Genomic DNA, 298 nt, shown 5'->3' on the forward strand with positions numbered 1-298 from the left:
CAGTGCAAGCATCAACGCATCCAAGCCGTTTCCTGTGCTGACACAATAATTCACATGGCAGAAGTCTGCAAAAGCCTTTTCAAATGCTTCGTCTTCCTTTCCCTCGATATACCAGCTGCGCTCATAAACGCGCTCAAACGCTGCGCGCAGCTCAGTATCCAGCTCATGTTCCATAGGCAGAAAACTTACAAATGGTACATTCATGATTCTTTTTCTCCTTCAATCCCAGTCGTGTCGCCACAATTTTTTACGAATTCCAAGAACTCATCGTAGTTTCTTATGTAGTCCGATTCGTCAT

General features: G+C 44.6%; 1 protein-coding gene. It reads right to left on the reverse strand.

Features of this window, described 5'->3' with window-relative positions; translation table 11 throughout:
- Positions 1 to 204: DegT/DnrJ/EryC1/StrS family aminotransferase (locus P0G09_RS19075; protein ID WP_275253455.1), on the reverse strand; the 204-nt coding region annotated here is incomplete at its 3' end.
- Positions 205 to 298 lie beyond the last annotated feature (94 nt).

The sequence above is a fragment of the Faecalibacterium sp. DFI.5.82 genome (assembly GCF_029076575.1).
Lineage (GTDB): Bacteria > Bacillota > Clostridia > Oscillospirales > Ruminococcaceae > Faecalibacterium > Faecalibacterium duncaniae.